The organism is Variovorax sp. RA8 (assembly GCF_901827175.1).
GTDB lineage: Bacteria > Pseudomonadota > Gammaproteobacteria > Burkholderiales > Burkholderiaceae_C > Variovorax.
On the sequence record NZ_LR594663.1, the window covers coordinates 107,033 to 131,563 of the forward strand.

Consider the following 24,531-nt stretch of genomic DNA (forward strand, 5'->3'; position numbering starts at 1 on the left):
CTCGAATCAGTCTTTGCCAAAGGGGCGGCCTCCGGAATGAAACATGCCGGGTTGTCGCCAACGCCGCACGAATCGCAATTATATATGCTGTCCGGACGGATTAATATTGTTTTCCCCTCGATGGATGGATCGAAACCATGCAGACACAAGAAGCAGCGCCCGCGCTGGAGACAGGCTACCGGCTCTCGGACAACCGCACCGCGCGCCAGGGCCGCGTGTTCCTCACCGGTACCCAGGCCCTGGTGCGGCTGCTGTTTCGCCAGCGCCAGGAGGACCAGGCCCGCGGCTGGAAGACGGCCGGCTACGTGAGTGGCTACCGCGGCTCGCCGCTCGCGGGTGTCGATACTGAGCTGTGGCGTGCCAAGTCCGGGCTCGCCGAGCACGGCATCCACTTCCTGCCGGGGATCAACGAGGACCTCGCGGCGACCGCGGTGATGGGGACGCAGCAGGTCGGCCTCGACCCCGAGCGCAAGGTCGATGGCGTGTTCGCCATGTGGTACGGAAAAGGACCCGGCGTGGACCGCGCCGGCGATGCGATCCGCCATGGCAACGCGGCCGGCACCTCGCGCCGCGGCGGCGTGCTGATGGTGGTGGGCGACGACCATGCGGCCACTTCGTCGTCGATCCCGAACGCCAGCGACCTGTCGCTCATGGGCTGGGGCATTCCCATCGTCCATCCGGCATCGGTCGATGAGTACGAGTCCTTCGGCCTGTGGGGCTGGGCCGCGTCTCGCCATGCCGGTACCTGGGTCGCGTTCAAGGCGATCTCGGAGACGGTCGAGAGCGCACGCTCGGTCGATGTCGCGCCGCCCGCGGTGCTGGATCGCCCCGGCCTGCCCGACACCTCGTCGCTCGAATACCGCACCAGCGACTTCCTCACGCCGGCCGTCGAATTGCGGCTCGCCGCGAAGCTCGAGGCTTTCAAGGCTTTCGCGCGCGGCAACCCGCTCGACCGGATGGTGGTGGCGGCCCCCGGTGCGAAGGCCGGCATCGCTGCCGTGGGCAAGTCCTTCCATGACCTGATGGAGGTGCTGCAGCGCTGCGGCATCGGCGAAACCGATTTGCCCCGGCTCGGCCTGCGCCTGTACAAGCCCGGCCTGGTCTTTCCGCTCGATGCCGAGGGCGCAGATCGTTTCTGCGAGGGACTGGACCACGCGCTCGTGATCGAGGAAAAGGCCTCGGTCGTCGAGCAGCAACTCAAGGACCTGGTGTTCAACCGGCCGGCGCGTCCCAGCGTCTGCGGCAAGCATGACCTCGATGGCCGTCCGTTGCTGGCGTGGACCGGGCAGTTGTCGCCCGGCGGCGTGGCAGCGGCGCTGCATGCGTGGCTGCAGTCGATCGGCCATCCCCTGGCTGCGCGCATCGATGCGGCACGCTTCGTCGCCCGGCCTGTCTTGTCCAATGAAGCCGACGGCATGCGCCGGCTTCCCTACTTTTGCTCTGGCTGCCCGCACAACAGCTCGACGCAGGTGCCGGAGGGCAGCCAGGCGCTAGCCGGCGTCGGCTGCCATTACATGGCCAGCTGGATGGACCGCGGCACGGCGGGCCTCACGCAGATGGGCGGCGAGGGCGCCGACTGGCTCGGCCGCAGCGCCTTCACCAGTGTCCCGCACGTGTTCCAGAACATGGGCGAAGGCACCTACTTCCATTCGGGCTACCTCGCGATCCGGCAGTCGATCGCGGGCGGCGCCAACATCACCTACAAGATCCTCTTCAACGACGCGGTGGCCATGACCGGCGGCCAGCCGGTCGATGGGCAGACCAGCGTGCCGCAGATCTGCACCCAGGTCGCGAGCGAAGGCGCGAAGAAGGTGGTGGTGGTGACCGACGAGCCGCAGCGCTACCGCGGCGTCGCACTCGACGCCGGTGTGCAGGTGCGCCACCGGCGCGAGCTCGACACGGTGCAGCGCGAGCTGCGCGAGATCGCGGGTGTCACTGTGCTGGTCTACGACCAGACCTGCGCCGCCGAGAAGCGTCGCCGGCGCAAGCGCAAGAGCTATCCCGACCCGCCCCGGCGAGTGTTCATCAACGCGGCGGTCTGCGAGGGCTGTGGCGATTGCGGGACGAAGTCGAACTGCCTGTCGGTCGCGCCGCTCGAGACTTCCTTCGGCCGCAAGCGGCAGATCGACCAGTCGAGCTGCAACAAGGACTATTCCTGCGTCGAGGGCTTCTGCCCCAGTTTCGTGAGCGTGCTCGGCGGCAGCCTGCGCAAGGGCGCCGCGGCGGCGTCCGCGAAGGACCTCGAGGCGCTGGCCGCGGCGCTGCCGCTGCCGGCCGTGCCGTCGCTGGCGCAGCCCTTCGACCTGATGATCGCGGGCGTCGGCGGCACCGGCGTCATCACGCTCGGTGCGCTGATCGCGATGGCAGCGCATCTCGAGAGCAAGGGCGTGTCGGTGCTCGACTTCACCGCGCTCGCGCAGAAGGGCGGCTCCGTGGTGAGCCATGTGCGCCTGGCCGACGCGCCGGAGCAGCTGCATGCCGTTCGCCTGCTGCCCGGCACCGCGCGGACCTTGATCGTTGCCGACCTGGTGGTGGGCGTGCTGCCCGACGTGCTGGGCGTCATCGGCGAGGGCCGCACGCGGGTGGTCGCCAACACGCATCTGCAGACGCTGGCCGAGTTCACGCGGCAGCCCGACCTGCCCTATCGGGAGGACGCACTGCTTGAGAAGATCGAGGCCGCCGCGGGCGCCGCGCAGGTCGATCGCATCGATGCGCATGCCGCTGCCAAGGCCCTGCTCGGCGATGCCATCGGCGCCAACATGCTCATGCTGGGCCACGCCTGGCAGCAGGGCGGCGTGCCGGTGAGCCTGGCAGCGCTGATGCGCGCGATCGAGCTCAACGGGGTGGCAGCGACCGCCAACAAGCAGGCGTTCGCCGCGGGCCGCCTCATCGCCGCCGATCCGCAATGGCGGCAGACGCTGACGGGCGACACCCGCACGGTCGTCAGCCTGAACCTGCCGCTGTCGTTCGAGAAGCTGGTCGAGGAGCGCGCCCGCTTTCTCACCGACTACCAGGATGCCGCCTACGCGCAGCGCTACCTCGACACCGTGCGCCGCGTGGAGGCCGCCGAGCGCCGATGCGCGCCCGACGCCCGGCGCCCGCGGCTCGCGGAGGCGGTGGCGCGTTCGCTCTTCAAGCTGATGGCGTACAAGGACGAGTACGAAGTCGCGCGGCTGCATGCGCGGCCCGAGTTCCTGGAGGGCCTGCGCAGCCAGTTCGAGGGCGACTTCCGGCTGCAGTTTCACTTGGCCCCGCCGATCTTCGAGAAGCGCGGCGCCGATGGCCAGGCGCTCAAGCGCAGCTTCGGCGCGTGGATGCTGCCGTTGTTCAAGGGGCTCGCCTCGATGCGCGGTCTCAGGGGAACTGTCCTCGACCCGTTCGGCTACCTCGCGGAACGGCGCGAAGAGCGCCGCCTGGTCGTGGAGTACGAGGCGTTGGTGGGTCGTTTGCTCGGTGGGCTGACGCGGGAGCGGATCGGCAGCGCCGTGGCCATCGCCTCATTGGCCGAGAAGGTTCGAGGCTATGGTCACGTCAAGGCGCGCACCATTGGCGAGTACCGCAGTGCTTTGGGCGTACTGCTCGCGCGGCACGAGTCCACGGCTGGTCCGGCCAGGCTCCCCGAACTGAGATCCGCCTGAAAGAGAGAAGGCCGCACCATGCCCGTCGCCTTGGAATGCCTGTATCGGCCGGGGGGCGTGCAGGACCGTTTGCGGATTCGCGTCACGCACCTGGATTACATGATCGCCAACAAGGAACAGGTGGTGATCGGAGGGCCATCCATGCGTGATGGGCAACTGGTCGGCATGTTCCTTCTTCTCGCCACCGACGACCTGTCGCAGGCCGACGCATTCCTCGCTGCCGAGCCCTACACGCGCGCCGGCCTCTTCATGGAAGTGAGAAAGACGCTTTTCACGCGCTATCTGCCGCAGCCGCACGAAGGCTTTCTGCATCAGCTCCGGCACGAGGCCATGACTACCTAAAACATGCGTTCGGGTTCGCGGGTGTGTTCCGGCAAGGCGCGCGGCAGCGACCACCATAGGAGGGCATGTTGGTCATGGGCCGGAAGCGGCCATTCGAAGTGAGAAGTCCGGCGCAGGATGGCCGCGCGGGCAGCGCGCACACGTGCTAGTGGCAAGGCAATTCCGCCTTCGCTTGCCAGCCGTCGATGATCGACACGAAAGCCTCCCTTATCCACCGTTGAGCACTGTGGGCGTGAGTGCGTTCGTGCCACACCATTCCCACTGCGAATCCTTCAACCGGGAACGGGGGATCGAGGAATCGGAGTTTGTCGGCACGGTCGCTCACCAGCCGTTTTGGAACCAGGGCTACGAAGTCCGACTGCCAGATCGCAGCGACACATCGATTCCGGTGAAGTACGTCATTCGAGCTCTCCCTCGTCAAGGGATTTCGAGTCTAGAAGGACAACACAACGGAGCACAGGTACGCCCGAGCACCGATGCTCGTGGTCGCAATACGTCTCACAGGGCGAAGTTGGGCCCGTACAGGCTAAATGGATTCACGATGGTCAGCGTCTTCTCGATGCGCAGACTGTCTTGCATATCCTCGGAATACAGCGTGTCGCAGCCAGACAGGAGAGCCGAGGACAAGATCATCGAGTCGTACACCGATAGCTGATACTTTTCGCTGAGCGCGCGCCCCAGATCGTGAGATTCAACGGTCAAGGGTTCGACTGGGCACAGCCCCCGCACCAACTGCAGAAACTCGTCGATTTCCTTCCATGGAAGAGTCAGCTTGCGCCGCGCAACGTTGGCAATCTCGTTGAGGACCTGAACGCTGATGATCGGGCGCCCCGCAACCACCGCGCGTGCGCGCTCGGCCTTTGCTGCGTCCTTGGACATCATGTAGAGCACTACATTGGTGTCCGCGAACGCTCTATCTTTCATTGGCGTCGTCTCGATCGAACTTGAACGCTTCTGGCAGCCGGCCTTCGAACTCACGCAGGGCGGCGACGATCTCCTCCTTCCCGGGCTTCTTGGTCAGACCAAGGTCGCGCGGGCTGTGCACGCTCAGGCGCACCTCGTCTCCTTCTGACAGGTTCAATTTCTTGACCAGCGCGAGGGGCAGGCGAATGGCCAGACTGTTGCCCCACTTTGCGACTTGCATGACTGGCTCCTGTATCTACTTTTAAGATTGTAGATACGCACGCGTAGGGATGCAACTGAGAACGCCGGCGCCCCAACCCTGCCAATGGATTCGATTCAGGCGCACCTTGGCCGCCTGACGAGCTTTGTTGGGTTGTGTCAGTAGCGACTTGGACCGCTCATCGTGAGGAGTTGCGCACACGCAGCATTCTGTCGGCATGCAGTTGTCTGCCGACTACGACATCTCGGACCAAGCGACCGGCCGAGTTCGGCCTTACGGCAACGCCAGGCGCGCCGTTGGTATTGGAACCGTCTTATGACCGCAGACCAAGCGCGTTTGGATCGGCCGGTATTGACCTAGCACACCTGAAGCTCTGATGGTTCGCTCTTTTTTCTCCTGCCTTTGGCAAGAAGACTAGCTGTCGAACGCCGGTAACTGGATGCGGCCGACCCTGAGGCCGTTTGAAGGCTGCTGTCGGAAAGCGACTGCACTCACCTCGTCGCACGCGAACCGCTGGCCCCTCGGGCGAGAGATCCAGTCGAAGATTGGCTGAGGCCCTGTCCCAAACGGGGAGATCCCTGTACACCTCGCCCTCCAGCCACAGCGACGCATTCAGCTCCTTCCATGTCAAACGGGTCGCCAGGTCTTCACCTGCGGCGGTCGCGTGCACGCGATCCCACACGGGGCCGTTGGCTGAAGGCAACTTCAGCGTCACGCTTGCGCGCTTGCTTCGCCCTCGACGTCCGCGCTCTCGAGCGCTGCCTTCAGCGCGGCGTCGACTGCGTCGATCCGCTTCTTGCAGACCTGGTAGGCCGCGACCGACTCGGTGACGATCGTCAGCAGGTCGTCGATATTTGGCTCGTCCTGCTCACGCAGAGTCTCGGCATGGCGCTGGAGGACGCCGTACGCCTCCCGAAAGGTCTGTGGGGTTGGCATTGCTACTTCCTTCACTAGGGTTTGCCGGCACGCGCGGCGATCACGCCGTCCCGGAACTGGATTTCGATGGCCAGCTCGGGGCTGGCCAGGACTTGTGCTTGGGCGGTGATCGGCTTGCCCGTAGCGTCGCGGACGATCGCGAAGCCGCGGGCTGCCGGGGCCCTGGCCCGAGATCTCCCGAATCAGCGCTTCGGCGCCCGATCTCGCGCGATCGAGCGTGGCTGCGGCGCGCTCGCCGACGGCGGCCATGTCGGTCTGCGCCTGGCGCCGCGCGTGCCGCGCGCCGGCGCTTGCCTGGTCCATGACGGTGTTGAGCGCGAGTCACCGGCCAGGCTGGTGCTTGCACGCGCCTGCACGTCTGCCAGGTGGCGCGGCACGAGCTGGCGGGCAGCGGTGACCTGCTCGGCGGCTGCCTGGCGCACCTGATGCACAAGGTGCAGCCCTCCCTTTGCCGCCTGGTGCACGTCTTGCAGGGCGGCAACGCCGATCGCGTTCATCGCGTCGCGGCTTTCCTGGCGCGCACGGGCCACGTGGGCGCGAGCATCTGCTGCGACCTGGCTGTGCGCCTGATCGATCGCTGCGCTGAGCTCGCGCGTCATGCGCTCGGCCTTGGTCGTGATGCTTTCGCAGGCGGCCTGGGCCTCTCGGGCTCGCCGGGCAATCAGCTTCTCGATCGCGGCGATGACCTTGCTCGGGGTGTCGAACTTCGCGTGCGCACCCTCATCCACGATGGTGCTGTCCCGCTCGTGTCCAATTCCAGTCAGCACCGGCAGCCGCTGGTCGCAGATGAAGCGGGCCAACTCGTAGTCGTTGAGCCAGGCCAGGTTGTTGACTGCGCCGCCGCCTCGGATGATGACGACGGCATCCGGAAAGTCGCCTGCCGCTGCGCATTGGTCCAGCGCGTTGGTAAGCGCCGCGACGATCTCGCGGGCGGCGCCTTCGCCCTGAAACCTGCTGTGCGCGTAGGTGAAACGGCACAGCCCGAACTGCGCGAGGCGATCGGACTCCTTCCGGAAATCGCCGAGGCCCGCGGCCTCGTGTGGTGCCACGACCAGTACCGAGGTGAAGTTCCAGGGTGGCGGCACGTTCTTGTTCTGCTCGAAGACGCCCTCGCGCTGCAGTCGCCCCCGGATTTCCTTCATGCGGGCTGCCAGGTCGCCCAGGGTGTAGCCGAAGTCGATGGCGTCGATTTCCAGGCTGAAGCCGAACTGGGGCTTGAAGCCAGGCTTGGCGCGTACGAGCAGCTTGATCCCGGCGCCGATGGTCGCGCCGGTGGCGCGCTCGAATTCTGGGAGGATGCGGGCGGCCGTGTTTGCCCAGATCATGGCATGCGCCTTGGCCAGCACCTGCCCCGCGCGATCGCGCTCCGACAGCTCGAGATAGACATGCCCATTGCGCAGCGTCACCTGCATGACCTCCACCATTGTCCAGACGCCGCCCCTGAAGGCCTGCGAGATTGCCGTGGCGACGCCGCCGAGCAGGCGAGACAAGGAAATGCCCTTGGCGGGCGCGCTCAGCTCACCGCTCTCGGTGCCGGCCGCGAGCTCCCGAGAGGCGAAGCGGTCAGCCCCGGTGGCACTCGGAGCTGACCCGGGGCCCGTGGTTACCGGCGCCGGAGCAGACCCGCCCGGCACGATGGCCCACTTGGCAAAGGCGGAGAGATCTGTCGCGGGATGCACCCACCAGCGCCTACTCTCGGGGTCATACCGCGCGCCTAACGCTTTGGCGGCGTCCTTCTCCTTGTAGGGAACGTTGAGGTAGTGGCGCTCTTGCATCCTTCGATTTTGGTTCATGCCGCAGGACGTGGCGGATGGAGGGTCGCGTCGCCGGCAAGTCGGCAGCGTGCGGGCGACTCCGCGGCCGGCTTCGAGCGTCGCGAAGGCACGGGCGACCCAGCGAGTGTTGGCATCGCTCAACTCGGCCCGAACGAATGGTCAAGTCAAGTTCTGCGATGGCAACGAACAGCGGTAGGGACAAACCCAAACCGTGCCTAGAACCTGACCGAGAAGCGCGAGGCCGATTCGTAGCCAACGCTCGATGCGACTCGGGTGACCGCATGGTTTGTCGACTGAAGCAAAGTCATCGCGAACGACATGCGCGTATCTGTCAAGACCGACCCGAAAGTCACTCCTTCCGCGCTCAGTCTTCGTCGCAGGGTTGCTTCGCTCATGGCAAGCCGTGCAGCCACCGAAGACATCGTCCAAGGCTCCGAAAGCGAGCCGGCCAACAAGCTCCGCAGTCGTGCCGCCACCGTCACGCCCTGTGGCGCCGCGAGTGTGATGTTGCGCAGGGACAGCCACACCAAGACCTCCGTCAGCCTGTGCCTTGCGACCTCGGCGGGAACCTGGCAAGCGTTTGAGATGGCTTCGGTGGCGCGGTCGACACAGTCGTAGAACTCCCGCCCGAGATCCCGGATCACGGTTGCCTGCAGCGGGGGGCGCGATCCGCGGCTGCCGAGCTCGAACATGATCGCCTTGTCCCAAAGGAGCCAACGCGCTTCGAAAAGACCTTGTGCAGACAGCTGGTTGAACACGTCGAAGCTTTGCCCGCCCGCGACCACAATGGCTTCGCCGCCTTGCAGACTCCAGCGGCGCTGGCCAACGTCATTTTTCCGTGCTTCAGGAGTATGAGCGCCGGTTGTCGAGCGCGAGCTGGCTGAATCTCAGCGTACTGTGCTGAACGACATTCGTGGTCCGATCTCCGGGCGCGAGGGCAGGGACCTTACCGGATTGTGCTTGGTCACGACCCATGGTGACGAAGACTAGGAACGCACGCGATGAATGGCGCAAAGCTTGTTTCCATCGGGGTCGCGCACGTAGGCAAGGTAATACTTGCCCAAGGCATCGTTGCGCAGTCCTGGCGGGTCTTCGATGGATACGCCGCCATGTGCCACCGCCGTGTCATGAAACTCCTTTACCAGCTCCGGGGTCTCGCATTTGAATGCGATCGTTCCTCCGTTTGCACACGTGGCAGGTCTATTGTCGATGGGCTGGCTGATCCCCAGGGTGTTTCCACCGTGCCGGTAGAACAGGCGAACATGACCCGTCGCGGTAATGTTGCGGACAGGCTCGCCTTGCGCGCCGATCACGCGAAGAATTGCATCGTAGAAGCGTTTGGAGCGTTCGATGTCGTTACTGCCAACCATGACGTGATTGAACATTCATTTGCCCTTTCCAACTTGTGACGAATGTGATGATCGAGCGAGTCTGCGTCAATGCAGGCGATTTCAGCACCTCGTGTGCGGTGAAGGACGGCGGCTTCTGACGACCAACGCCACGCCTGCTCGAATGAGTAGGAAGGCGCCCTTTCGATCATTCGTGATGCGGATGTTCCGGAAACAGGGAGCGGACGCGGTTCAAGCTTGGCAGCGATCGAGCCCGCTTGCGCAGGGCACATGCCCGTGTTGCTTTCCGCCGACATCATGCACTCTCCCAATGGATTCCCTGGGCCGGGCGCGCTACGTTCGCCTTCATGGAGATCTGATGTCGCCATCTTGGTGAAAGGAGGCGGGCCATGCCGATGGAACTGCTGAGCCGGCTCTGCAAGGCCACGATGCCATGCTATGTCTCGGACGAGGACGACATCGAGAAGTTGTCGGTCTTGAGCGCTGCGCAACTTGTGGAGGCGGACATCCCGCCCATGCTGGAGGACGCCGGGCTTCGGTGGTTCTCAGGGGTTGCCGTCGTTCATCGCGTCTCCGGTGACGGCTTCTCGGCGGTCAACGGCCGCACGAAACGGCCACTCGCCTTTGCGGGCCCTGGCATGGAGCGGCTGCCCTGGGGATGAGTAGGCCGTACGGCCGCGTCCTCCGCTTCGCAACGCGAAGCAAACGGGCAACAGCACACGAATGGCCACCCATCCCTTGTTCATGCGCCTTCAGCGAGCGAGTGATGCGCTGCTTGGGAGCCGGACGGATCAGCATTTGACCGAACAGGCGCGCCGTCTTCGTATCGCGACGCCATCCCCGTGGCTGAGGTAAACGTTCATCGCCAAGTCATCGAAGGCCACCAACACGACGCCCGCGGCGACGCTGCCTTCTGCCGCGGGGAACTGCAGCACCAGCGCGCATGCACTACCCCGAGATCGAGCCTGTGCGCCGGCGGTCGAAGAAGGACTTGCGCCAGCCCATGACCCGGATGGAGCCAAATACGCCCCCTTTGGTGTATGGGTCGCCGGCAACGAAGGCCTCTGCCGACGCGCGATCTTGGGTGTCCACGATCAACAATCCTCCGATCGCCTGGCCGAGGTCGTTCAGCAGCGCACCGCCGGCGAGTATTTCCCCATGATGCGCATCGAGGTAGGCGAGGTGCTGTGGCCTCAGCGCAGTACGCAGCGTCTCGCATTCGGGGTTGTCGAGGGCGAGGATGGCGAATGGCATGGCGGGAATCGATAAAGCTGGGGTCATTCGCCGAAGCGGCGCAACGCGCGGTCGCGCTGTTTTGGCGTGCGTCGCGCTGGAAGAGCCTCAGCTGGGTTGAATGCCGGCCTTCTGGATGATGGTGCGCCAGGTGCTCATCTCGCGCGCGATGAACGACCGGAACTCTGCCGGCGTGCTGCCTACGGGATTGGCGCCGTTGACCAGGAGCGTCTCGCGCGTGGCCGGCGTGTTCAATGCATGGCGCACCTGCTCGCCCAGGCGTTGCACGATCGCCGCGTCGGTGCCCGCAGGCGCCAGGATTCCGGCCCAGGCACTGACGTCGAACGGCTTGCCGGTGATCTCGGCGACCGTGGCGATGTCTGGCAAGGACGCCGAGCGCGACTTGGTCGAGGCTGCAAGCGCACGCAGCTTGCCGGATTTCACCAAGGGCGCGGCCGCTACCACATTGGCAAACATGAGCTCGACATGTCCCCCCATCACGTCGGCGAGGGCCGGCCCTGTACCCTTGTACGGCGCGTGGGTCATCGAGACGCCGGATTGAAGGGCCAACAATTCCATTGCGAGATGGTCGGCAGTGCCGCTGCCGGTGGAGGCGAAGGAGAGCGGCTTGGTCTTGGCCTGAGCCAGCACCTCTGCGAGCGAGCGCAACGTCGAGCCCGGCGCCGCCACCATGATGAAGGGCGACTGCACCGCGAGGCTGATGGGAGCGAAGGCTTTTTCGGTATCGAAGGGGAGCGTCTTCATCATCGATGGGTTCGTGACATGCGGAACGCTCGCCACCAGCAGTGTGTATCCGTCCGGCGTGGACTTCGAGACGTAGTCGCTTCCTATCAACGTGCTGGCACCTGGCTTGTTCTCCACGAAAAATGTCTGCCCGAGCGACTCCGTGAGACCGGCAGCGATCGAGCGCGCAACGGCATCGGTGCCTCCGCCGGCGGTGAACGGCACGACGACCTTCACTGCACGGCTGGGGTAGGTCGAGGCGGCATGCAAGGGTGCGGCAGCGCCGGCCATGCAGGTGCTCGCCAAGAGGGTCACGAGTTCGCGGCGGTTCATGCGGTTTCCTTCGAATGCGCGGGCCTGAAACAAGCCAGCGCCTTGCATTTGATTAGAGGTTGAAGTGAAGCCGCTGGCCGCGCTCGGGCCAGGGCACGGATACGAGCCGGCCGGTCCCGGACAAGGTCACGAAGGCCGTTTCCAGGTCAGGGCCGCCGAAGCAGATGTTCGTCACGTAGCTATCCGGAAAGCAGACTTGGCGCAGCACAACCCCATCCGGCGAGATGACCGAGATCGCACCGGTGACCAGCGTGGCGACGCAGATGTTCCCCCGGGCATCCAGTGCGAGGCTGTCGAAACGCTGGAAGCCCGGCAGCCCGCACACCAGGCGGCCACCATGAGGCGATGGAAAGGGTTGCTTCCTGGCGCGCCCGGGCTCGATCAGGTCGAAAGCCCAAAGGCGTGCGGTTTCGGTCTCTGCCACATAGACCGTCGCGCCGTCCGGCGCGAGTCCGACACCGTTGGCCGCCAGCAGCGGGTACGCCACCTCGACGATGCGCGAACCATCAGGCAGTGCGTAGTAGAGGCCGCCGTTGTCACGCATGCGCGCGTGCTTCTTGCCGAAGTCGGTGAAGTAGAAGCCCCCGTACTCGTCGAACACCAGGTCGTTGGGCGAGGAGAGACGGTGGTCATCGCAATGCGTGTAGAGCGTGGTGGCCTTGCCAAGCGCCATGTCGACCTTCAGGATGCTGCCCCCCATGTAGCCTGGCGAAGGACCGGCGGCCGTGAATTGCCCGGGGACGTATGCGTTGCCGCCGTTGTCGCAGATGTAGAGCGCGCCGTCCGGTCCGACAGCAGCTCCATTGGGACCGCTTGCGCATTCAAACAGCATTTCCACGCGGCCGTCGGACGCAACGCGCACGATCTTGCCGGCGCGCATCTCCACAACGATGACCGATCCGTCACTCATGGCCACCGGCCCCTCGGGAAACTGCAGATCCTCGGCGAGAACTCTCATGCGATTCGATGCTTCTCGCCTGTGCGGAATGGCGGAAATGCAATGTCTCCGATTGGTTGGCAACCCGAAGATAGGAGATTGCCTAGGGGGCTTCAATTACAATTTACTCATGTGGAAGATGAGTAAAACGCACATCTGCGCACAGCAGCGGCCGCGCTGCCATCAGCGGTCGCCGTCCAGGCGACTAGCCAGTGGACGCGATCTCAGACGCGATCCACGTTTCGAACGCAAGTACGCGCTGTGGCACGGGCCGGTCCGTTCGCCACGCCATGAAGTAGCCGCCTTCTGTTGGAACCCGCAAGTCGAAGGGAGCGACCAGTCGGCCGCTTGCAAGATCGTCCTGCACGAAGGGGAGAACGGCGACCACCACGCCGAGTTGTTCGGTGGCAGCCTGGTAGGCCATGCCGGCGTTGTCGAACTTCAGGCCGCGATTGCCGTCGATGCCGTTGGTGCCTGCGGCCGCAAGCCAGGTCGGCCAGTCTTGTGTGCGGTTGAGCGAACAAAGCAGCGCGTGCCCTGCCAAGTCCGCAGGTTCCTTCATCGGCGGATCTCGCTTCAGCAGCGCGGGCGAGCAGACGGCCACCAGTGTCTCGCGAAACAGCAGGCGATAGCCCGGCCCCGCCGGCGGATGAGGCTCCGAATGGATGCTCACGTCCACGTCATCGCGATGAAAGTCGGTGAGCTTGTGCGATGTCGTGATCTGCACGTCGATCTTCGGATGCTGCGCGTGAAAGCGCGACAGGCGCGGAATCAGCCAGCGTATGGCGAAGGTGGGCGGCAGCTTGATGCGCAGCAGCCAATCGTCGGAGCTCTGCACCAGCTGCCGGGTGCCGTGCTCGATGTGGTCGAGCGCTACCCGCATGCTGGCGAAGTAGGTCTTGCCGGCCGGCGTGAGGCACATGCCCTGCCGGCCGCGCTCGAAAAGCTTGACGTCAAGCCATTGCTCAAGCGTCGCGATGTGCCGGCTGACGGCACCCTGGGTCACGAACAGCTCCTGCGAGGCCCGCGTGAAGTTGCCGCAGCGCGCGGCGGCCTCGAAGGCGCGCAGGGCGTTCAGGGGCGGCAGGCGACGCGACATGCGATGAAGTTTACTGATGCCCGGCGGGGCAGGCCGAGGGAATCGGGCGTGCTCTAATCGGATCAAAGGTTCCACACAGTATGGCCACTGATCCTGGTGCAAAAAGGCTGCGGCAGAAGGACAGCCCGGCAGAAGACTCGGTTTCCGCCGAGGAAGGCAAGCCCTCCATTCGCGAAGTGGCGTTGCTGGCCGGCGTCGGCCTGGGGACTGCCTCCCGCGTGATCAACGGGCACCCCAGCGTTCGGCAGGAAACACGCCGGCGCGTCCAGGCCGCCATCGCTCAGCTGGGCTACGTGCCCGACATCGTCGCGCAGAGCATGCGCAATCACCGCTCGATGACCTTCGCCTGCGTGATGCGCGACTTCACGGTCCCGGTCCTCAGTATGTTCGTGGACTCCATGCAAAAGGAGATCGATCCGTTCGGCTTCTCGCTGATGGTCGCCTCCAGCTATCATGATTCCAAGCGGGAATTGAGCCTCTTGCGCGGCCTGCAGCAGCGGCGCATCGACGGACTGGTCATCGCGACTTCTTCGGAACACGACGCGGCCGTGCTGGCGATACTGGAGGAGGCGCAGTTTCCCATCGTCCTGCTCGATCGCGAGCTGCCCGGCGAGCTCGACGCCGTCAGCGTCAATCATGCCGCTGGGATTCGCCAGGCGGTGCTGCACCTGGCCGATCTGGGCCATCGGCGCATTGCCATCATCTCGGGCGAGGCGGGTGTGCATCCGACTCAAAGCCGGCTGGAGGGCTTCATCGAGGGCCACAGGGCAAGAAAGCTCCCCGTCGACAGGGAGTTGATCCGGGCGGCTTCGTTCGGTCGCGACGTGGGCTATGCAGAGGCCGGCTGGCTGCTGGACCAGCCTTCTGCGCCCACGGCCATCATCGCCGGCGGAACGTCGTTGCTGCCCGGCGTGATGCAGGCAGTGCGCGAGCGCGGCCTTGTCATTCCGCGCGACCTTTCCGTGATTGCGGGGGCGGACAGTGACGTCGCGCAGCTGTCCACGCCCGCGTTCACCGTGGTGAGATGGAATCACGATCAGCTCGGCAAGGCCGCCGGACGCTTCCTGATGGACCGCCTTGCCGATCCGCTGCTGCCACGCCGGCGGTTGGTTGTGCAGGCGGAACTGGTGGTGAGGGACTCGTGCGCCGCGCCGCGGGTGCTTGCCAGAACTGCTTGACAAGGCCCTTTCTGCCGCCTACATTGGAAACGTTACCAAGAAGTGCGGCCGAGAGAAAACGTTGTCCGCCCTTGTTGATGGAAACGTTTCCAATCAAGCTACCTGCGGGATGAGTTCATGAATCGAATAGGAATTGATGTCGGGGGCACCTTCACGGATGTGGTGCTGGTGGACGACGCATCCGGCCAGATCTGGTCGACCAAGGTCGCAACCACTCCTGCGGATCGTGTCATGGGGGCCATGAACGGCTTCCGCAAGATACTCGAGCTCAGCGCGCGCGACAGCTCCGAGGTCGGCTTCATCGGCCATGGGACCACCATGGCCACCAACATGATCGTCGAAGGCAAGGGCGCCAAGACGGCCTTGGTCACCACTGCCGGGTTCCGCGACGTACTGGAACTGCGCAGGCTCTCGCGCCACGACCGTGCGGACCTCTACGATCTCCAGTTCGAAAATCCCAAGCCCCTGGTGGAGCGGCGTTGGCGGCTTGAAGTCAACGAGCGCATGCGTCACGACGGGACGGTTGAAGTGCCCCTCGACCTGGCGCAGCTGCGCGGCCTGGCCGAGCGGCTCGCCGATTCCGACATCGAGGCGGTGGCGATCTGCTTTCTCCATTCCTACGTGAATCCGGAGCACGAGCGCGCGGCGCTGCAAGAGCTCAGGCGGCTGCTGCCGCGCTGCTTCATCACCGCGTCGCACGAGGTCAACCCGGAGATGCAGGAGTACGAGCGCACCAGCTCCACCGTCATGAACGCGCTGCTCGGTCCTGTCTGCGGACGCTACATCCACAGCTTCGAGGCGCAGCTGCGCGCCGCGGGCTTCGCCGGCGAGCTGCTCTTCATGCAATCCAACGGGGGGCTGGCTTCCACCAAGGTGGTCGCGGCCAAACCCATCGTGCTGCTCGAGTCGGGGCCCGCAGGGGGCGTCAGCGCTGCAGTGCGCAGCAGCGAGCAGGCACTGCTGCGCGGCGTGTTGCTGGGCGACATGGGAGGCACGACCTTCGATGTGTCGCTGGTGCGTGAATCACGCCCAGAGATCCGCACGCACGGCCTGCTGCACACACATGCGGTTCGCGCGCCCACGATCGACATCGACTCCATAGGCGCCGGCGGGGGCTCGATCGCCTGGATCGACAGCGGCGGCGGCGTGCACATCGGGCCGGAAAGCGCGGCAGCCGACCCCGGGCCGGCCTGCTACGGTAGGGGCGGCACCAGGCCTACCGTCACTGACTGCAATCTGCTGCTGGGCTACGTGGACCCGGACTCGTTTCTTGGCGGCGAATTCAAGCTCGACACCGCCGCGGCACTCGCTGCCGTGGAGACGCACCTGGCCAAGCCGCTGGGCGTTTCCGTCCTGGAGGCGGCCTGGACGGTGCGTGTGGTGGCGAACGCACTGATGGCGCAGGCAATGCGCCTCATGACGGTGGAGCGCGGCTACGACCCGCGCGAGCTGGCCTACATGTGCTATGGCGGCGCCGGCCCCGTGCATGCGGTTGACTTGGCGCAGGAGCTGGACATCAAGGAAGTGATCGTGCCGCCGCTGCCGGGCCTCTTCAGCGCATTCGGGATGATCGTGGCCGACCGCCAGTTCGACGGGCAGACGGCCGTCGAGACCGAGCTGGAAGCGGTTGCGCCGGCGCGGATCCACGCCATCTGCGCCCAGCTCGAGCAGCAGGCGCGCGCCGCCTTCGGGCAGGAGCACGCCGCCTCGGGCATGAAGACGATCTACCGCGCGGACTGCCGCTACGCAGGCCAGCCCGCCGCGATCGCTGTCGATATCCCGCCCGAGCTGCTGCACCCCGATGCCCCGGCCGAGCTGGTGGCGCACATCCGCCAGGGCTTCGAGCGCAATCACAAGCGTATGTGGAACTTCATCAAGTCGGACCAGCCGATCGTCCTGGTGAACCTGCGGGTACAGGCCACGGTGCAGACCGGCTGGCGCGGGATCGTCAGCCAGGGCACTCCCGCCCCGGCAGCCACTCGCGGCCGTCGCGAGCGCAATGTGTATGTCGCCGGGCGCATGCAGTCGCTGCCGGTTCACCATCGGACCCACCTGGCAGTGGACGTTCCTGTCGCAGGGCCGGCAATCATCGAGGAACAAAGCAGCTGCATCGTCTTCAAGGTCGGGCAGACCGCGAGGATCGACGAGGTCGGCAACCTGCGCATTGCGCTCTGAGGCTCCCATGGAAACGATCGTCTACGAAATCCTTCGCAACTCACTCTATGCAACGGCGCGCGAGATGAAGATCGCCATGATGCGCACCGCTGCCAGCCCGATCATGCATCTGGGCGCCGACGCGTCCGCAGCGGTCTTCGATGCCGACATGCAGCTGGTGGCGCAGGGCAACGACATCCCCACGATGCTCGGCTCGGCGGTCATCTCTACGAAGGTCTCCGTCGAAGCCATCGGCCGCGACAAGCTGCGCCCGGGCGACGTGATCATCAGCAACGATGCCTACCTCGGCGGCGGCAACCACCAGCCCGATGTCCAGGTGACCCGGCCCGTGTTCGTCGGCGAGGAGCTCGTTGCCTTCGTGATGACGAGGGGCCACTGGACCGACATCGGCGGACAGGCCCCGGGCAGCTACACGCTGAACACCTGGGACATCTACGGCGAGGGCATCCGCATCCCGCCGGTGCTGCTCTACAGGAACGACGAGATCGTGCAGGACGTGCAAACGATGATCGTGCAGAACACGCGCGACCCCGAAGGCCGGCTGCTGGACATCCAGGCGCAGTACGCAGGCACCTTCGTCGGCGACCAGCGCATGCAGTCGCTCGCGGCCAAGTACGGGAAGGCGGCACTGCGCGACGCCATGCGCCGCTCGCTCGATCATTCTGAGGCGCTGATGCGCGAAGCCATCCGGGGCATCCCCGACGGCGTGTACGAGGCGCAGGATTTCGCCGAAGGCGTCGAGGCGCCGGGCTGGTCCGGCGCACCGGTTGCGCTGAAGGTGAAGGTCACTGTCTCCGGCGACCGGATCCATTTCGACTACACCGGCACGGGTGCCCAGGCGCGCGGCGGCATCAACTGCCCGCTGGCGGTCACCTGCAACAGCACGTGGTTCACCGTCAAGGCGCTGACGGACGTCTCGATTCCCATCAACCAGGGCTGCTACCGCCCGGTGACCATCGAGGCGCCGCTCGGGAGCATCGTCAACTGCCAGTTCCCCGCTTCGGTGGTCAGCGGCAACACGGAGACGTCCCCGCGCGTGATCGATCTGTGCCTCAAGGCCCTGTCGAAAGCCGTGCCTGAACGGGTGATCGGGCAGAGCAACTGCGCCGCATGCTCCGGCGTCTTCGGCGGGCGCGATCCGGTGGAGCAGCGCGTGCGACGCACCGGCAGGGAGTTCGTCAGCATGGTCGAGCCGCACGGCGGCGGCATGGGCGCGCGCGCCACCCGCGACGGCATCAGCGGCATCCGCGTCTACGTGGGCAACGCCGGTTCGCTGCCGGTGGAGTTCATCGAGCAGACGATGCCGCTGGTGGTGGAGGACTGGGCGCTGATACCCGACAGCGGCGGGGCAGGGCGGTACCGCGGGGGCCTCACGGCGAGGCGCACCTATCGGGTGGAGTTCGAGGAGGCCACGTTCACTGTCGCGGGCGAGCGCGGCAAGGCCGCGCCCGAAGGCTATTTCGGTGGGGGCCCCGGCGCACTGTTCGACTGTCGCATCCTGAGTCCGGACGGCGGCGCGCGCACGCTGCCGCCCAAGGGCGCCACGGCCATCGTCCATCGCGGCGACCGGGTAGTGATTCAGCCGGCCGGAAGCGGCGGCTACGGGGAACCCAGGTCCCGGCCGGCGGAAGACGTGTTCAGTGACGTGCTCGACGGCTACGTGACGCCGCGCGCGGCGCGAGAGCTCTATGGCGCCGACCTGCCGCAGCCCGTGGAGCTCAAGCATGCATGAGAAGGCGCTTCCACTCGAGGGAATCTGCGTCGTGGAGATCGGCCACAGCCTTGCCGCGCCCTATGCGGGCCTGATCTTCGCGCACCTGGGTGCCCGCGTCGTGAAGATCGAGAACGCCTCGGGCGGCGACTATGCGCGTGGCTGGGGCCCGCCCTTCATCGACGGCGCTTCGGCGCTTTTCCACGCCATCAACCACGGCAAGGAAAGCATCAGCGCGGACTTCAATGACAGCGAATGTATCGACCGCATCCGGGAGTTCATCGTCGCCAATGCGCACGTCGTCATCCAGAACCTCAAGCCGGGCAACCTCGAGCGGCATCGCCTGGGCGCGCAGGACCTCACGCAGCTCAGTCCCTCGCTCATCTACTGCAACATGGGCGCCTTCGGCGCGACGGGCCCGCTGCGCGACAAGCCTGGCTACGACCCCCTGGTGCAGGCCTACAGCGGCATGATGAGCATCGTCGGCCACGATGCGGACGCCCCCAGCCGTGTGCCGGTGTCCATCAACGACATGGGCACTGGCATGTGGGCCGTCATCGGCGTGCTCGCGGCGCTCCGCGGCCCCGGGCGCGCAGCGCCGCGCGGCCGCATCATCGACGTGTCGCTCTACGAGACGGCGCTCGCCTGGATGACAGTGCCCCTGTCGGACTGCCTGGCCGGCGGCAAGCAGCCGGCGCGCATGGGCTCGGGAAGTCCCAACATCGTGCCGTACCAGGTCTTCGATTGCTCGGACGAAGCGATCCTGGTCGCGGCAGGCAACGACACCCTGTACCGGCGTCTTTGCACGACCATGGACCTGCCCGAACTGGCGCATGACACCCGGTTCGCCACCAACGGGGCCCGCGTCTCGAATCGGGAGGAACTGATCCTGTTGCTCGGTGCCCGTTTCGGCGAGCATCCTGCCGGGCACTGGCTGTCGCTGCTCGAGGCCGAGTCGATCCCGTGCGGACCGCTGCAGCCGGTGGACCGCGTGGTGGCGAACGAGCAGACCGCAGCGCTGGACATCCTGCGCAAGACCCCCGACGGACGCACGACGACAGTGGCACTGCCGATCTCGTTCGACCGCCGCCGCCCGCCACTGCCCGGCAACACGCCGGAGCTGGGTCAGCACAACCAGCTGCTTGGCGCCCTGCATTCCACACCTGTCCTGGAGAAACGCTGAATGTCGATACTTGGAACGGACCTCTCCGCCCCCTTGGAAGCCATCGCCTTGTCCTCGCCCTTCGAAGGGTTGCTGGTCGTTCAACTCGACCGACCCTCCGTGGCCAACGCCATCAACACGCAGATGGGGCGCGAGCTGATCGCCGTGTTCAGTTCGCTGGAGGAGTCGCCGGAGGAATATCGCTGCGTGGTGCTCACCGGCGCCGGGGACAAGGTGTTCTGCGCAGGCGCGGATCTCAAGGAACGCGACCACATGACGGACGCACAGTTCAACACCCAGCACTACCTGTTCGAGCGCATGGTACGGGCGCTCTACGACTGCCCGGTGCCGATGATCGCTTGCGTGAACGGCGCGGCCATTGCGGGAGGACTGGAACTCGCGCTCGCCTGCGACTTCATCGTGGCATCGGACAACGCGAGCTTCGGATTTTCGGAAGTCATGCGCGGTATCATGCCGGGTGGCGGCGGCACGCAGCAGTTGCCGAGGGCGATCGGCGTGCGCCGCGCGAAGGAGGCCATCTTTACGGGCGAAGCCTTCAGCGCCCAGGACGCGCTGGCCTGCGGGCTCGTCAATCACATCTATCCCCAGGCGAGCCTGCGCGCGGAAACGATGAAGCTGGTCAAGCGAATCCTGGCCAACGCGCCCATCGCCGTGCGCCAGGCCAAGAAGGCCGTGGCGCACGGCATGCAGATGGACTTGCGTACCGGGCTCTTCTTCGAGATCGAGGCCTACAACCGGCTCATCTCGACCGAGGACCGGAATGAAGGAATCCGTGCATTCAACGAGAAGCGCTCGCCGCGCTTCGCCGGGAGGTGAGCGATGCCGGATGAAGGTCACAAGCAGGTGCGGTTGCGTGAGGTCGGCCTGCGCGATGGGCTCCAGGGCATCCCGCAGATTCTGCCCACGGCCGCGAAGCTCGCGTGGATCGATGCGGAATTCGCTGCCGGCGTGCGCGAGATCGAAGTCTGCTCCTTCGTGCCTGCCAAGCTGATGCCGCAGTTCGCCGATGCTGCAGACGTCGTGCGACACGCACTCGCCGTCGAGGGCCTGACGGTGGCGGTCCTGGTGCCCAATGTGCGCGGCGCGGAGTCGGCGCTGGAGCTCGGTGTGCACAAGCTCAACTACGTGACCTCGGCGAGCGAGCGCCACAACAGGGCGAATGTGCGCCGCAGCCGCGAAGAGTCGCTCGAAGGATTCCGCCAAGTGGCGCGCCTGGCCGAAGGCACCACGACGACCCTGGTGGGCGGCGTGTCCACCGCCTTCGGATGCACGATCGAGGGTCCCGTCGCGCATCGCCAGGTCATGGACCTCGTGCAGCGCTACATTGACGCGGGCGCGAGGGAGATCGTGCTGGGCGACACCGTCGGGTATGCCAATCCGAGCGCCATCCGGGAACTGGTTGATCGTGTGCTGGGCGCCGCCGCCGGCCTCCCCGTGGCCCTGCATCTGCACGACACCCGCGGCCTCGGCCTGGCCAATGTAGTGGCGGGGCTGCAGGCGGGCATTCGAGATTTCGACTCCGCGCTGGGCGGAATGGGCGGCTGCCCACATGCGCCGGGTGCCAGCGGGAACATCGTCTCGGAAGACCTCGCGTTCCTGCTGGAGTCGATGGGCTGGAACAGCGGCATCGACATCCGCAAGCTGGTGCAAGTGCGCGACATCCTGAAGAAGGAACTGCACGAGGTGGAACTGCTTGGCGCGATCGCGAAGGCGGGGCTGCCCATCGGCTTCGCCGTCGCCGACGCATGATCTAAAGGGGGCAGGTAGGACGCGCCGCAGGTCGGAGCAGGTCCAGGCGACCAATAACTAGCGCTTTTGGAAACGTTTCAACAACAACGTCCGAGGGGCCGGCGCCATCAAAAGAAGGAGACAGCAGTGAAAAAGCCGAACCAGAAACCGCCGGCGGGCTGGGCCTCGCAGCGGCGCATGCTGTGCGCCTCGGTCCCGGTGCTGGCTATGGCCTCCGGGATGGGGGCGCTGCCTTGCGCCGTCCATGCACAAGCCGACTGGATGCCGACAAAGCCGATCAAGATGATCGTTCCGTATCCGCCCGGTGGCGGCTCTGACACGGTGGCGCGCATTGTCGTGCAGGCCTTCGGCAACCGCCTGGGGCAGCCCATCGTCATCGAGAACCGCGGCGGCGCGAACGGCGCCATCGGAACCGAGCTCGCCTTTGCTGCGGCGCCCGATGGCCATACCTTGCTGATGTCGAGCGCCGACACGTACTCGATGTATCCGCCGCTGTACCCAAAGGCACGTTTCACCTCTCAGGAGTTCGTCGCGATCTCGCCGTCCGCGAAGGTCAACTTCGTGATCATGGGGCGCCCCGATCTCCCGGCCAGAACCCTTCCGGAACTGATCGCGCTGGCGAAGAAGTCCCGGCTCACCTATGGCACATGGGGCAACGGCAGCGGCGCCCACATCGCGATGAGCCTGTTCAGCTCGGTTGCGAACGTCGAGATGATCCATGTGCCGTACCAGGGCGCCGCGCCTGCCGCCCAGGCCGCTATTGCGGGGCAGGTGGACCTGGCGATGATGCCGATGCACCTGGCAGCGAGTTTCCGCGGCAAGCTCACGGCCTTCGGGGTTGCGGCGAGCCATCGAATCGAGTCGGTGAAGGACATCCCGACCCTTACCGAGCAAGGCACGCCGGTACTGGCGGATGCGTGGGTCGGAGTGGTTGCGCCCCCAAAGACCCCGCCGGCGATCGCGGCCACGCTGGCCAGGGCCTTTAGCGAGACGATGGCCGACCCCGAGGTCTCGCGCAGGCTCATCGCCGTCGGGCTGGTTCCATTCATCGCGAGCCGCGAGCAGTTCGCCGCCTATCTCGCCGAGGACTATGCCTTCTGGGGCAAGACGATCCGTGCCTCGGGCATCAGGATCGAGAACTAGAAGGGATGCCCGTGAGCGACACGTCCCATGAACGCGACCAGGGTGCACCTGTGTCCGCCCGATCCATCCTTTTCCTTTATCGGCGAGCACGGCCTGCCGAGGGCCTACTGAACACGGAAGCGAACATGCGAATCTGGCACCAATCCAGCACCGAGATCGACGAGCTCGGTGTCTACAGGACCTCACTGATCGAACACGCCGGGAAGACATTGCCCGCCGATGCGGCCATCGAGGTCCACGGTATGCCGCCGGGCCGCTATCGAGGCCGTGCGCCCTCGGCCGCCTTGGGAAATGCCTACGCACACCATCGCATCCTCGAACCGGTGCTCACGAACGCTGTGCATGCCGAGCAGAAGGGCTACGACGCTTTCGTTGTCGGCTCGTTCAGCGAGCCGTTCCTGCGCGAGTTGCGCGCCGCGGTCGACATTCCGGTGGTCTCGCTCACCGAGTCGAGCCTCTTAATCGCATGTTCGCTCGGCCGCTACAGCGCGATCGTGTCGAACGCTCCGACCACCGCGTGGATGGGGCGCATGTCGGTCGACTCGCACGGGTTGGGCAGCCGCGTGTTGCGGGTGCAGTCCATCGACCCGCCGCTGGAGGAGCCTGCGCTCGCAGCAGGCTTTCGCGACCCCGCGCCGGTGATCGAGTCCTTCCGCCGGGCCGCGCTGGAGGCAATCGGCGACGGTGCCGATGTGGTGATTCCTGGCGAGGGCATGCTTGCCGAGCTGCTTTACGTGAATGGCGTCAGGGAGATCGAATCCGCGCCGGTGCTCGACGTGTTCGGTGTGACCTGGGCCTACGCTGCGATGCTGGCGGGGCTGCGGGCGCGCACGGGGCTGAAGGTCGGCCGCAAGTGGCACTACCGGTGCGACGATCCGCAGCTGGTGCGCGAGCTCGCGCTGGCCGACCGTGAAGAAGGGCGCGCTGCATGAGCGCCGCGCCGCCGCGCTGCCCGGTCTACCGCGGGGTGTTCCCGGTGGTTCCAACCATCTTCACGGAAGCGGGAGACCTCGATCTCGAGGGTCAGAAGCGCTGCCTTGACTTCATGATCGATGCCGGCTCTGACGGCTTGTGCATCCTTGCGAACTTTTCCGAGCAGTTCGTGCTGTCGGACGAGGAGCGGGAGCAGCTGACCGCCCTGAGCCTCGAACATGTCCGGGGGCGGGTGCCCGTGATCGTCACGACCTCCCATTTCAGCACGAAGGTCTGCGCCGCGCGCGCTCGACGGGCGCAGGACGCCGGCGCCGCGATGGTGATGGTCATGCCCCCGTACCACGGGGCGACGCTGCGTCCTCCGCAAGAGAAGAGCTTCGAGTTCTTCGCCCGGCTCTCGGATGCGATATCCATTCCCATCATGGTCCAGGATGCACCGGTGAGTGGCACGACGCTGAGTGCCGCCTGGCTCGCGCGCCTGGCAAGCGACATCGAGCATGTTGCGTACTTCAAGATCGAGACCCCGGGCGCCGCGTCCAAGCTGCGCGAGCTGGTGCGGCTGGGCGGCGATGCCGTCGTGGGCCCGTGGGACGGCGAGGAGGCGATCACGTTGATGGCGGACCTCGATGCCGGTGCGACCGGCGCCATGACAGGCGGCGGCTACCCCGACGGACTGCGCCCGATCGTTCATGCCTACCTGGCCGGGCGGCGGGACGAGGCCATGGCGCAGTACGAACGCTGGCTGCCTCTCATCAACTACGAGAACCGCCAGTGCGGCCTCTCGGCCTGCAAGGCCCTGATGAAGGAAGGCGGAGTGATCGCGTGCGAGGCGCCGCGCCACCCGCTCGCACCGCTGCATCCGGATACCCGCGCGGGCTTGATCGAAGTCGCGCGCAGACTGGACCCGCTGGTCCTGCGCTGGGCGCGCTGAATTTCACTCGAACAGAAGG

The 24,531-nt window shown here is 65.8% G+C and carries 22 protein-coding genes; 12 read left to right on the plus strand and 10 right to left on the minus strand.

Annotated elements, in window-relative coordinates; genetic code table 11:
- Window positions 1-137: 137 nt before the first annotated feature.
- Entirely contained in the window at window positions 138-3,638 is a 3,501-nt protein-coding gene (locus tag E5P3_RS31520) for an indolepyruvate ferredoxin oxidoreductase family protein (RefSeq protein WP_162590044.1), read from the plus strand.
- Window positions 3,639-3,656: 18 nt separating this feature from the next.
- Window positions 3,657-3,980 (plus strand): YciI family protein, encoded by a 324-nt coding sequence (locus tag E5P3_RS31525; RefSeq protein ID WP_162590045.1) that lies wholly within the window; start codon window positions 3,657-3,659, stop codon window positions 3,978-3,980.
- A 498-nt stretch (window positions 3,981-4,478) separates the two neighbouring features.
- On the opposite strand, the gene E5P3_RS31530 is transcribed toward E5P3_RS31525, so the two are convergent.
- From E5P3_RS31530 to E5P3_RS31555, 6 genes are all read right to left on the minus strand, one after another.
- Window positions 4,479-4,904 (minus strand): PIN domain-containing protein, encoded by a 426-nt coding sequence (locus E5P3_RS31530; protein ID WP_162590046.1) that lies wholly within the window; start codon window positions 4,902-4,904, stop codon window positions 4,479-4,481.
- On the minus strand, window positions 4,894-5,124 hold the full coding sequence (locus E5P3_RS31535) for an AbrB/MazE/SpoVT family DNA-binding domain-containing protein (RefSeq protein WP_162590047.1): 231 nt from the start codon (window positions 5,122-5,124) through the stop codon (window positions 4,894-4,896). Before E5P3_RS31535 ends, E5P3_RS31530 begins: the two co-directional genes overlap by 11 nt.
- Before the next feature lie 690 nt (window positions 5,125-5,814).
- Window positions 5,815-6,039: an exodeoxyribonuclease VII small subunit gene (gene xseB, locus E5P3_RS31540; RefSeq protein ID WP_162590048.1), complete on the minus strand. Its 225-nt coding sequence runs from the start codon at window positions 6,037-6,039 to the stop codon at window positions 5,815-5,817.
- Between the two features lie 182 nt (window positions 6,040-6,221).
- The gene (gene xseA / locus E5P3_RS31545) at window positions 6,222-7,814 is read right to left on the minus strand and encodes an exodeoxyribonuclease VII large subunit (protein WP_162590049.1); all 1,593 of its coding nucleotides are present in this window, start codon (window positions 7,812-7,814) and stop codon (window positions 6,222-6,224) included.
- 215 nt (window positions 7,815-8,029) lie between these two features.
- Window positions 8,030-8,572, minus strand: coding sequence for a helix-turn-helix transcriptional regulator (locus tag E5P3_RS31550; protein ID WP_162590050.1), 543 nt, complete (start codon window positions 8,570-8,572; stop codon window positions 8,030-8,032).
- Window positions 8,573-8,800: 228 nt separating this feature from the next.
- Entirely contained in the window at window positions 8,801-9,199 is a 399-nt protein-coding gene (locus E5P3_RS31555) for a VOC family protein (protein WP_162590051.1), read from the minus strand.
- 353 nt (window positions 9,200-9,552) lie between these two features.
- On the opposite strand from E5P3_RS31555, the gene E5P3_RS31560 reads away from it, so the two are divergent.
- Entirely contained in the window at window positions 9,553-9,825 is a 273-nt protein-coding gene (locus tag E5P3_RS31560) for a hypothetical protein (protein ID WP_162590052.1), read from the plus strand.
- Between the two features lie 286 nt (window positions 9,826-10,111).
- On the opposite strand, the gene E5P3_RS31565 is transcribed toward E5P3_RS31560, so the two are convergent.
- The 4 genes from E5P3_RS31565 to gcvA all read right to left on the minus strand — a co-directional run bounded on the left by E5P3_RS31565 (window position 10,112) and on the right by gcvA (window position 13,509).
- A complete protein-coding gene (locus tag E5P3_RS31565; protein ID WP_162590053.1) occupies window positions 10,112-10,417 on the minus strand; it encodes a YciI family protein in 306 nt (101 codons plus the stop codon).
- Between the two features lie 87 nt (window positions 10,418-10,504).
- Window positions 10,505-11,473, minus strand: a complete 969-nt coding sequence (locus E5P3_RS31570; RefSeq protein ID WP_162590054.1) for a tripartite tricarboxylate transporter substrate binding protein — start codon at window positions 11,471-11,473, stop codon at window positions 10,505-10,507.
- Between the two features lie 52 nt (window positions 11,474-11,525).
- The gene (locus E5P3_RS31575; protein ID WP_162590055.1) at window positions 11,526-12,431 is read right to left on the minus strand and encodes an SMP-30/gluconolactonase/LRE family protein; all 906 of its coding nucleotides are present in this window, start codon (window positions 12,429-12,431) and stop codon (window positions 11,526-11,528) included.
- Between the two features lie 184 nt (window positions 12,432-12,615).
- Entirely contained in the window at window positions 12,616-13,509 is an 894-nt protein-coding gene (gcvA, locus tag E5P3_RS31580) for a transcriptional regulator GcvA (protein ID WP_162590056.1), read from the minus strand.
- Between the two features lie 80 nt (window positions 13,510-13,589).
- Between gcvA and E5P3_RS31585 the strand changes: the two genes are divergently transcribed.
- The 9 genes from E5P3_RS31585 to E5P3_RS31625 all read left to right on the plus strand — a co-directional run bounded on the left by E5P3_RS31585 (window position 13,590) and on the right by E5P3_RS31625 (window position 24,512).
- Window positions 13,590-14,687 (plus strand): LacI family DNA-binding transcriptional regulator, encoded by a 1,098-nt coding sequence (locus E5P3_RS31585; protein WP_162590057.1) that lies wholly within the window; start codon window positions 13,590-13,592, stop codon window positions 14,685-14,687.
- A gap of 117 nt (window positions 14,688-14,804) precedes the next feature.
- Window positions 14,805-16,862, plus strand: coding sequence for a hydantoinase/oxoprolinase family protein (locus tag E5P3_RS31590; RefSeq protein WP_162590058.1), 2,058 nt, complete (start codon window positions 14,805-14,807; stop codon window positions 16,860-16,862).
- Window positions 16,863-16,869: 7 nt separating this feature from the next.
- Window positions 16,870-18,594: a hydantoinase B/oxoprolinase family protein gene (locus E5P3_RS31595; RefSeq protein ID WP_162590059.1), complete on the plus strand. Its 1,725-nt coding sequence runs from the start codon at window positions 16,870-16,872 to the stop codon at window positions 18,592-18,594.
- Window positions 18,587-19,756, plus strand: coding sequence for a CaiB/BaiF CoA transferase family protein (locus E5P3_RS31600; protein WP_162590060.1), 1,170 nt, complete (start codon window positions 18,587-18,589; stop codon window positions 19,754-19,756). The genes E5P3_RS31595 and E5P3_RS31600 overlap by 8 nt, the downstream gene beginning before the upstream one ends.
- Window positions 19,757-20,572 carry an enoyl-CoA hydratase/isomerase family protein gene (locus tag E5P3_RS31605; RefSeq protein WP_162590061.1) on the plus strand — a complete coding sequence of 272 codons (816 nt, stop codon included), beginning with the start codon at window positions 19,757-19,759 and terminating at the stop codon, window positions 20,570-20,572.
- Window positions 20,573-20,575: 3 nt separating this feature from the next.
- Window positions 20,576-21,505, plus strand: coding sequence for a hydroxymethylglutaryl-CoA lyase (locus E5P3_RS31610; RefSeq protein WP_162590062.1), 930 nt, complete (start codon window positions 20,576-20,578; stop codon window positions 21,503-21,505).
- Between the two features lie 126 nt (window positions 21,506-21,631).
- On the plus strand, window positions 21,632-22,648 hold the full coding sequence (locus E5P3_RS31615) for a Bug family tripartite tricarboxylate transporter substrate binding protein (protein WP_162590063.1): 1,017 nt from the start codon (window positions 21,632-21,634) through the stop codon (window positions 22,646-22,648).
- Window positions 22,649-22,773: 125 nt separating this feature from the next.
- A complete protein-coding gene (locus E5P3_RS31620; RefSeq protein WP_162590064.1) occupies window positions 22,774-23,580 on the plus strand; it encodes an aspartate/glutamate racemase family protein in 807 nt (268 codons plus the stop codon).
- Window positions 23,577-24,512: a dihydrodipicolinate synthase family protein gene (locus tag E5P3_RS31625; protein ID WP_162590065.1), complete on the plus strand. Its 936-nt coding sequence runs from the start codon at window positions 23,577-23,579 to the stop codon at window positions 24,510-24,512. The genes E5P3_RS31620 and E5P3_RS31625 overlap by 4 nt, the downstream gene beginning before the upstream one ends.
- Window positions 24,513-24,531 lie beyond the last annotated feature (19 nt).

Coding starts and splice junctions, on each gene's coding strand:
- E5P3_RS31520 (WP_162590044.1), top strand. CDS start 138: ATGCAGACACAAGAAGCAGCGCCCGCGCTGGAGACAGGCTACCGGCTC.
- E5P3_RS31525 (WP_162590045.1), top strand. CDS start 3,657: ATGCCCGTCGCCTTGGAATGCCTGTATCGGCCGGGGGGCGTGCAGGAC.
- E5P3_RS31530 (WP_162590046.1), bottom strand. CDS start 4,904: ATGAAAGATAGAGCGTTCGCGGACACCAATGTAGTGCTCTACATGATG.
- E5P3_RS31535 (WP_162590047.1), bottom strand. CDS start 5,124: ATGCAAGTCGCAAAGTGGGGCAACAGTCTGGCCATTCGCCTGCCCCTC.
- xseB (WP_162590048.1), bottom strand. CDS start 6,039: ATGCCAACCCCACAGACCTTTCGGGAGGCGTACGGCGTCCTCCAGCGC.
- xseA (WP_162590049.1), bottom strand. CDS start 7,814: ATGCAAGAGCGCCACTACCTCAACGTTCCCTACAAGGAGAAGGACGCC.
- E5P3_RS31555 (WP_162590051.1), bottom strand. CDS start 9,199: ATGTTCAATCACGTCATGGTTGGCAGTAACGACATCGAACGCTCCAAA.
- E5P3_RS31560 (WP_162590052.1), top strand. CDS start 9,553: ATGCCGATGGAACTGCTGAGCCGGCTCTGCAAGGCCACGATGCCATGC.
- E5P3_RS31565 (WP_162590053.1), bottom strand. CDS start 10,417: ATGCCATTCGCCATCCTCGCCCTCGACAACCCCGAATGCGAGACGCTG.
- E5P3_RS31570 (WP_162590054.1), bottom strand. CDS start 11,473: ATGAACCGCCGCGAACTCGTGACCCTCTTGGCGAGCACCTGCATGGCC.
- E5P3_RS31575 (WP_162590055.1), bottom strand. CDS start 12,431: ATGAGAGTTCTCGCCGAGGATCTGCAGTTTCCCGAGGGGCCGGTGGCC.
- gcvA (WP_162590056.1), bottom strand. CDS start 13,509: ATGTCGCGTCGCCTGCCGCCCCTGAACGCCCTGCGCGCCTTCGAGGCC.
- E5P3_RS31585 (WP_162590057.1), top strand. CDS start 13,590: ATGGCCACTGATCCTGGTGCAAAAAGGCTGCGGCAGAAGGACAGCCCG.
- E5P3_RS31590 (WP_162590058.1), top strand. CDS start 14,805: ATGAATCGAATAGGAATTGATGTCGGGGGCACCTTCACGGATGTGGTG.
- E5P3_RS31595 (WP_162590059.1), top strand. CDS start 16,870: ATGGAAACGATCGTCTACGAAATCCTTCGCAACTCACTCTATGCAACG.
- E5P3_RS31600 (WP_162590060.1), top strand. CDS start 18,587: ATGCATGAGAAGGCGCTTCCACTCGAGGGAATCTGCGTCGTGGAGATC.
- E5P3_RS31605 (WP_162590061.1), top strand. CDS start 19,757: ATGTCGATACTTGGAACGGACCTCTCCGCCCCCTTGGAAGCCATCGCC.
- E5P3_RS31610 (WP_162590062.1), top strand. CDS start 20,576: ATGCCGGATGAAGGTCACAAGCAGGTGCGGTTGCGTGAGGTCGGCCTG.
- E5P3_RS31620 (WP_162590064.1), top strand. CDS start 22,774: ATGCGAATCTGGCACCAATCCAGCACCGAGATCGACGAGCTCGGTGTC.
- E5P3_RS31625 (WP_162590065.1), top strand. CDS start 23,577: ATGAGCGCCGCGCCGCCGCGCTGCCCGGTCTACCGCGGGGTGTTCCCG.